The 7341-nt window shown below is 61.3% G+C and carries 6 protein-coding genes; all 6 read left to right on the forward strand.

The window, feature by feature from the left end:
- On the forward strand, nt 1–1068 hold a 1068-nt coding region (locus BUA94_RS23665; protein ID WP_175558116.1), incomplete at its 5' end, for a hypothetical protein.
- Nucleotides 1069–1072: 4 nt separating this feature from the next.
- Nucleotides 1073–1441: a hypothetical protein gene (locus BUA94_RS22940; RefSeq protein ID WP_073015808.1), complete on the forward strand. Its 369-nt coding sequence runs from the start codon at nt 1073–1075 to the stop codon at nt 1439–1441.
- The gene (locus tag BUA94_RS22945) at nt 1438–1959 is read left to right on the forward strand and encodes a DUF1833 family protein (protein ID WP_073015809.1); all 522 of its coding nucleotides are present in this window, start codon (nt 1438–1440) and stop codon (nt 1957–1959) included. Before BUA94_RS22940 ends, BUA94_RS22945 begins: the two co-directional genes overlap by 4 nt.
- Nucleotides 1952–2371 carry a hypothetical protein gene (locus tag BUA94_RS22950; RefSeq protein WP_084082215.1) on the forward strand — a complete coding sequence of 140 codons (420 nt, stop codon included), beginning with the start codon at nt 1952–1954 and terminating at the stop codon, nt 2369–2371. Before BUA94_RS22945 ends, BUA94_RS22950 begins: the two co-directional genes overlap by 8 nt.
- Before the next feature lie 14 nt (nt 2372–2385).
- A complete protein-coding gene (locus BUA94_RS22955; protein ID WP_175558117.1) occupies nt 2386–7110 on the forward strand; it encodes a host specificity factor TipJ family phage tail protein in 4725 nt (1574 codons plus the stop codon).
- Nucleotides 7107–7341, forward strand: a 235-nt coding sequence (locus BUA94_RS22960) for a hypothetical protein (RefSeq protein WP_139251265.1), incomplete at its 3' end; no start/stop codon positions are given. The genes BUA94_RS22955 and BUA94_RS22960, both read left to right, overlap by 4 nt.

Here is a 7341-nt window from a genome sequence, read left to right on the forward strand (position 1 = left end):
AAGAAAGCCGAGACCGCTTCCGGGGCGCGGAAGAAGGAAGCTGATCTTCTGCGGGAAATCGCCAGGCTGATTGAGACGTCCAAGACCCCGGCGCAGGATCTGGAAGACCGTCTTGCCCGGATCGCAGAGCTGCAGTCTGGCAAGGCATTTGATCAGGCGACGGGCGGGAAGGCTGCGGAAGTTGCCGAGCGGGCGCGTGTGGTCGCCATGCGGGAATATCTCGGGGCAGCCGAGGATACGACCGTGGCCCTGGAACGGCTCAAGGAGATTGCCGAAAGCGGAGCGGGGGCGGATGCCTTTGCGGCGCGGATCGTGCTTGCGGAGCAGAATGCCAAGCGCTTTGGCGAGACCATGGAGAAAGTTAGCGACAGCATCGCTGACGGCCTGGGGGAGGCTATCTTTGAGGGCAAGAACTTTAGCAAATTGATGCTCGATCTTGCCAAGCAGCTCACCAAGGACTTTCTGAACAGCCAGCTGCGCGGGATGTTCGGACAGATCACACGGGGCGGCGGAAGCAGCTTCCTTAGTGGCCTTGTCTCCAGTCTCTTTGGCGGCAGCTCTGTTGCCAGTGGTGTTTCTGCAGCATCGGTTGGAGAGGTCGCTGCAGCCTCGGTTGGCGTCTATCATGAGGGCGGGATCATCGGGCGTGGCGGGACAAGCCGCAGCGTGCCGGAGACGCTGTTTCGCACGGCGGACCGCAGGCACAGTGGCGGCTACGTCAAGCCCGGAGAGCGGGCAATTATCGCGCTCGACAATGAGCGGGTGCTGACGGAAGCCATGCAGGAGAACACGGCCAGAAGCCTTTCGGCACTTGCCAGCCTGGCAACACGCGGGGCGTCTTCGGGAAGCTCTGCGTCTGCGGCCGCACCGACGATCAACATCTACAACAGCTCCGGTCAGGACGTGACGACGCAGACGGGCCGGAGCGCTGACGGCGGGCTTAGCATCGATGTGCTGATCGGGCCGATTGAGCGGGCACTGGCCGGGCGTGTCTCTCAGGGCGGGAAGCTGTCCAATGCGATCGGCAAACGCTTCGCCCTGAACCGCGCCAACGCCTTGACGGGATAACACCATGGCATTGCCGATCTGGCCTCCCAGCCTGCCGAGTGCGCCTCAGCGGGACAGCTACCGTGTGTCCGAGCCATTCAACGCAAACGACATCACGGAATTTGAAGCCGGGAACACGCGGGACCGCCCGCGTGGCTCCATCCAGTACCGGAAGATTGAACAGACCTTGCGGATGAGCCAGAGCGAATTTGCGCAGTTTGACGCTTTCGTTCTGACCGATCTGGCCAAGGGTAGCCGGCGCTTTTTGATGCCGGTCTGGCTTGGCCATCAATCCCAGACAAAGACCGTGAAATTGTCCGGAGAGAACAAGTTCTCCCTGGCAACGCGCGGCCGCGCCCTGATGATCACTATGACGCTTGAGGTGGAACTTTGACCGACTACACCGACGCTATCCGGGAGGCCTATGCCTCCTGTGAAGGGGATGTGATCCTGGAGACCATCGAGCTTCGGCATCCCTCTTTCCAGGAGGAAGGCGTGCCGATTGCCTTGCGGTTTGTGGCTGATGGCGCGGACCACATGCTGGCGCTGGAAGCAAATGCGCCGATGAACGCGGGCGAGACAGTCTCGTTCATCGCCATGCCCTTCGGCTTCACGCCTCCGAGCGATGAAGAGGGCACTGTCCCGGAAATCCAGTTCTGGATCGACAATGTGTCCTCAGAGATCCATGCGCATCTGCAGGACGCAGTCCGGATCAAGGCGGATATCCAGATCACCTGGCGCGAGTACATCCTTGGAGATGACAGTCCGCAGCAGACGGTGGACGGCATCAAGCTCTCCAACGTCAAGGTGACAAGCACGCGGGCGACAGCGACGGCGCGGCTGAACGCCTGGGCGGAGCGGCTCTTCGGCAAGATCTACGACCGGGAAACCTACAGGACGCTGAGTGCCTGACCGGCTTAGCGCCTGGCAGCTTGAGGCATTCTCGCGCCTGATCGGGGCGCCCTATGATCCGGAGAACAGGGCGCCTGGGTTCCACTGCTGGGGTGCCTTCTGCGCGGCGCAGGAGATCCTTGGCCGGGCTGGGTTTCCGGAGTTTGTGCCGGACAGCATGACCAACCGGGCGCGGATCGCTGCCCTGACCGGTCATCCGGAGCGCGGGCGCTGGCGCGAGATTGCAGCTCCCGAACATGGCTGCGCGGTCCTGATGGGCCGCAGCTCCCTTCCAATTCATATCGGATGCTGGCTTGCCATCGATGGCGGCGGCGTCCTGCACGCGGTCCCCGGGCCGGGTGTTGTCTTTGAGACCTTATCCAGATTGAGGCTGGCGTCCTGGCGATGCATTACGTTTCACCTTCCAGTGTGACACGGCACCCTTACGTGCCTTGCACAACGGTTCCCCTGCCGGTGGCCATGGGGGCAACTCTTGGCGACCTGGTGCAGGCCTATGGTCCGCCAAGGTCTGTTGCCTTCTTTGTCACGGTCAATGGCGAGCCGGTGCTGCGGCCGGGCTGGTCCATGGTTCCGGCAAGTGGCGACCTGGTCGAAGTTGTGATCCTGCCGCGCGGCGGCGGCGACGGGAAATCCATTCTCGGCCTGATTGCCATGATCGCCCTTTCTGCCTTTGCCCCCTGGGCAGGCGGATTGATTGCGGGCGCTCTTGGGGCAAGCTCGACCGGCATCATTGCAGGTCTTGCAGGGGCTGCGATCCTTGCCGGTGGCGGGATCCTGATCAACACGCTGCTGGCACCAAAAGCGGCAGGAGCTGCAGCCACAACCCTGGAAGCATCTCCGACCTATAGCACCTCGGCAGCAGGCAACCAGGCCCGGCTTTATGGGATGATCCCGGTTCAATATGGCGAGCACATCATGGTGCCCGACTATGTGTCCGATCCCTATCAGGAGTTCGATGGAAACGATCAGTTCCTGCATCTGCTGTTTGGCCGGGGGCTTGGCAAGTCCGCCCCGAAAAGTGTGCGGGTTGGGGAGACTGTCGTCTGGACGAAGGAGAACGGCTACACCGGCGCAATCGAAGATCTGGAAATCGCCTTCTATGAACCTGGCGAAACCGTCACGCTGTTTCCGGTTCAGGTGGAAACGTCTTCTGAGGTCAGCGGTCAGCTGCTGGATGACAGCTCGGTACTTGGTCCTTTCGCAGCAGTTCCGGCTGGACAGACCGCGCAGAAGCTTGGCGTTGATGTCTATCTGTCTCAGGGCCTTTACACACTGAACAATGACGGCAGCCAGTCGGCAGCAACCGTTCAATTCCGTTTCAGCTACAGGCAGATTGACGACCTCGGCAATGCGCTGGGGGATTGGGTGGTGTTGAGCGAGCAGACGCTGACGCTTGCCACGCCGACACCGCAGCGCTTCAGCTATTCCACTGAGGTTCCGGCAGGGCGCTATGAGATCAAGGCCGAGCGCACGAATGCTGTCTCTGCCAACGACCGGGTGTTTGACCGCCTCGAATGGGGAGGGCTTCGGGCCTATCTGGATGGCCCGCAGAGCTTCCCGGACCTGTCCACGATGGCGGTACGGGTGCGGGCGAATGAGCAGCTGAGTGCCCAAAGTTCCCAGGACTTCCGTCTGGTTCAGTGCCGCATTCTGCCGGTGCAGTCGGGCGGGATCTGGATCGAACAGGAAACCCGATCCATTGCCTGGGCTGCGATCGATGCCATCCGCAACACGGTCTATGGCGCGCGCGAGCCCGATAGCCGGATCGACTATGCAACGTTCCTCGCCTATGAGGCACTTTGGACGGCGCGTGGCGACACGTTCGATGGCATCTTTGACACGCGGATGACCCGGTTCGACGTGGTCAATACGATCCTTGGAGCAGGCCGCTCAAGCGTCCGCTTTTCCGGAGATCAGGTGTCCCTTGTCCGTGATGAGCAGCGGGCGCTTCCCTCGCAGGTGTTCACGGATCGCAACATTGTGCGCGGCTCGCTCGAGGTCACCTATGAGCTTCAATCGGACGATAGCGCTGATGATGTGATCGTCGAATACATGGACCGGCTTAGCTGGACCTGGCAGGAGGTGCGCTGCACGATTGCGGTCTCGAATTCCGAAGCGCCTGCGCGGGTGCGAATGATTGGACCGACCGGCCGTGACCATGCCTGGCGCGAAGGTATTCACCTGGCTGCCGACAACTTCTTCCGGCGCACCAAGGCCGTCTTCTCGACGGAGCTTGAAGGCCGCCTTGTTCAGCGTGGCGATCTGGTCCGGATCCAGTCCGATATGCCGCAGTCCTGGGGCAAGTCCGGAACGGTGAAAGCCTTTGCAGGTCTTCAGGTGACCCTTGACCGGGAACCGGAAACCGATCCTGCAAACACCTATATCCGCTTCCGCCAGAAGTCCGGCGAAGAATGGGGGCCGTGCAAGATCACCTGGACGGCTGGCAGCGCCTCTGCCGCGCTCGATGCCGACGATTATGCTGCAGCGGTTTCTGTCTTCGGAGATCTTGCCTATCACCTTGAAGACAATGGCGGCGAAGCCCCGGTCTATCTTCTGGGCGAGGGCGTCGACTTTGCCTTCAAGGGGCTGGTGACCGGGGTTATTCCGCAGGGAAGCCGGGTTCAGCTGGAAGTCGTCGGGGATGACGCTTCCGTCTATCTGGCCGATGACGGGTTGAGCGTGCCGGACTATCCGGCAGGCACCTTGCTGCCGCCATCTCTGACGGCTCCGGTCATCACGGATTTGATGGTTCAGCGCGAGCTGAGCGTCACAGAAAGCTTTGTCAGTTTCTCGGCTGTCTCAAGTGGCGGAGCGGTCTCCTATGAGGCCGAGGTGTCTTATGATGAAGTGACGTGGACACCGGTTTATTCCGGGCGGTTGCCGGTGGGCACCTTCCAGGTGCGCCGGGATGCGCTTTGGCTTCGCGTTCGCGCCAATGGGAAACTGCCGGGGCCTTGGGCCGTTCGTGTTGTCCCTGTTGCTCCGAATGTCGTTCGCCTGCCGGATGGCTCGGTCACAACACCGTCCATTGCCCCTGGCGCAATCACGGTGGATCTGATCGCAGAGCTTGCCGTGACTGCGGAGAAGGTTGCTGCCAATGCGATTGAGGCCGACAAGCTGGCAGACGGGGCAGTCAGTGCGGCGAAGATTGCAGATGAGGCGGTGACGGCCTCCAAGCTGGTGGACGAGGCTGTCACGGCGCTGAAACTTGCGCCTCTGGCAGTGACGGCGGAAAAGGTCGCGGCGAATGCCATCGAGGTGGAGAAGCTTGCTGACGGGGCCGTGAGTGCCGACAAGCTTGCTGAGCTTGCGGTGACCTCTGACAAGGTGGCCGCGAATGCCATCACTGCGGCAAAGCTTGCCAATGGTGCCGTGACAGCCAGCGCAATTGCCCCGCAGGCGGTTTCCTCATCTGCTCTGGTCAATGAGGCGGTGACCGCTGCAAAGCTGGCGTCCGGATCGGTGACGGCAGAAAAGATCCTGGCGGGTGCGGTCGGGGCAGACCAGATCGCGGCCAATGCGATTGCGGCCAAGCATCTGTTGATCTCTGACTTCTCGAACCTCGTTCCCGACAACACCCTTTCGGATATTGCCGGAGCCTGGGGTGTGACCGGGGCGGCGGGCTGGATCTTTTCGGCAAGCTCTGCCGGTTCCAACGGGCGGCAAGCGCAGTTTTCGGGTGATTTTACAGCAACCTCCGGGAACCATATCAGCAGTCTTTTGAGTGGCTTGGTGCCCTTGGAAGTAGGCCGGTCCTATGCCGCCGGATGCCAGATTGAACCGGTTGCCGGTGCTACCGGTCTGCTGGATGTCTATCTCCAGTGGTTCAACCTGAACGGAACGCAGGTTTCCAGTACGCTGATTGGCTCGGCAAATATGGCGAGCTACACGAGCCAGGCTATTGACCTCGTTGCCACGGCGCCGTTTGGGGCCGTGACCTGCCGCCTGCAGCTGCGGCGCGGGGCGTCTGTTTCTGGCGGGTCTGTTTCCGGTACGGTGCGTGTTCGAAATGTTTACGTGCGCCGGGCGGCGGGCGGCGAGCTGATCGTTGATGGCGCTATCACAGCGGAAAAGGTTGCGGCCGGTGCCATCATCGCGGGCAAGATCGGCGCCAACGCGGTCACAGCCACCGAGATTGCGGCGGGCTCGGTCACATCAGCAAAGCTGACAGCCGGGGCAGTGACAGCGACGGCAATCGCTTCCAGCGCGATCACGTCTGACAAGGTTGCAGCGGGCGCCATCATTGCTGGCAAGATCGGGGCAGGGGCGGTCACCGCTACCGAAATTGCGGCAGGCACCATCACGTCCGCAAAGTTGGCATCCGGATCGGTGACGGCGGAAAAGATCCTTGCCGGAGCCGTCGGGGCGGATCAGATCGCCGCCAATGCCATTGCGGCCAAGCATCTGTTGATCTCTGATTTCTCCAACCTCGTTCCCGACAACACCCTTTCGGACATTGCCGGAACCTGGGGCGTGTCCGGGGCGGCTGGCTGGGTTTTCTCCGCAAGCTCTGCCGGTTCCAATGGGCGGCAGGCTCAGTTCTCGGGAACATTCACGGCAAGCGGAACGCATGTTTCCAGTTTGCTGAGTGGGCAAATCCCGCTGGAAGTCGGGCGGTCCTATGCAGCTGGCTGCCAGATTGAGCCGATTTCCGGCGTCACTGGCCTGATGGATGTCTATCTGCAGTGGTTTAACCTGAACGGAACGCAGGTTTCCAGCATGCTTGTCGGCTCGGCCAATATGTCGAGCTACACCAGCCAGGCCATGGATCTCGTTGCCACCGCGCCATTCGGGGCTGTGACCTGCCGCCTGCAGCTTCGGCGTGGCTCATCTGTTTCTGGCGGATCGGTGACCGGCACGGTGCGGGTGCGCAATGTTTATGTGCGCCGGGCGGCGGGCGGCGAGCTGATCGTGGACGGTGCCATCACGGCAGAGAAGGTCGCGGCCGGTGCCATCATCGCGGGCAAGATCGGCGCCAATGCCGTCACCGCGACCAACATCGCTGCCGGATCCATCACGGCTGCCAAACTGGCAGTTTCAAGCCTTTCTGCCATTACCGCCAATCTTGGGATCGTGACTGCGGGCCGGATGCAAAGTGCGGACGGCACAATGACTATTGATCTGGATAACAAAAGGATCGTGATCCAATGACCTTTGTTGCCGACAAGGCCAAGAACATCGTTGCGGTCTATTCCGGTGCGGTGAACGGGGATGTGGAAGACAACCCGCTGAGCCATCTGGACAAGATCAAGTTCCACTCCGGTTTGCCTTACATGGAGATTTTGCAGACGGTCACTGGCTCGATCACGATCAGTTCAAGTGGCTGGTCTGTCGATCCGGCTGCGCGTTTCAAGACACTGAACCTTTTCGCCCATGGGCTTG

Origin of the sequence: Roseibium suaedae, assembly GCF_900142725.1 — a bacterium.
Classification (GTDB): domain Bacteria; phylum Pseudomonadota; class Alphaproteobacteria; order Rhizobiales; family Stappiaceae; genus Roseibium; species Roseibium suaedae.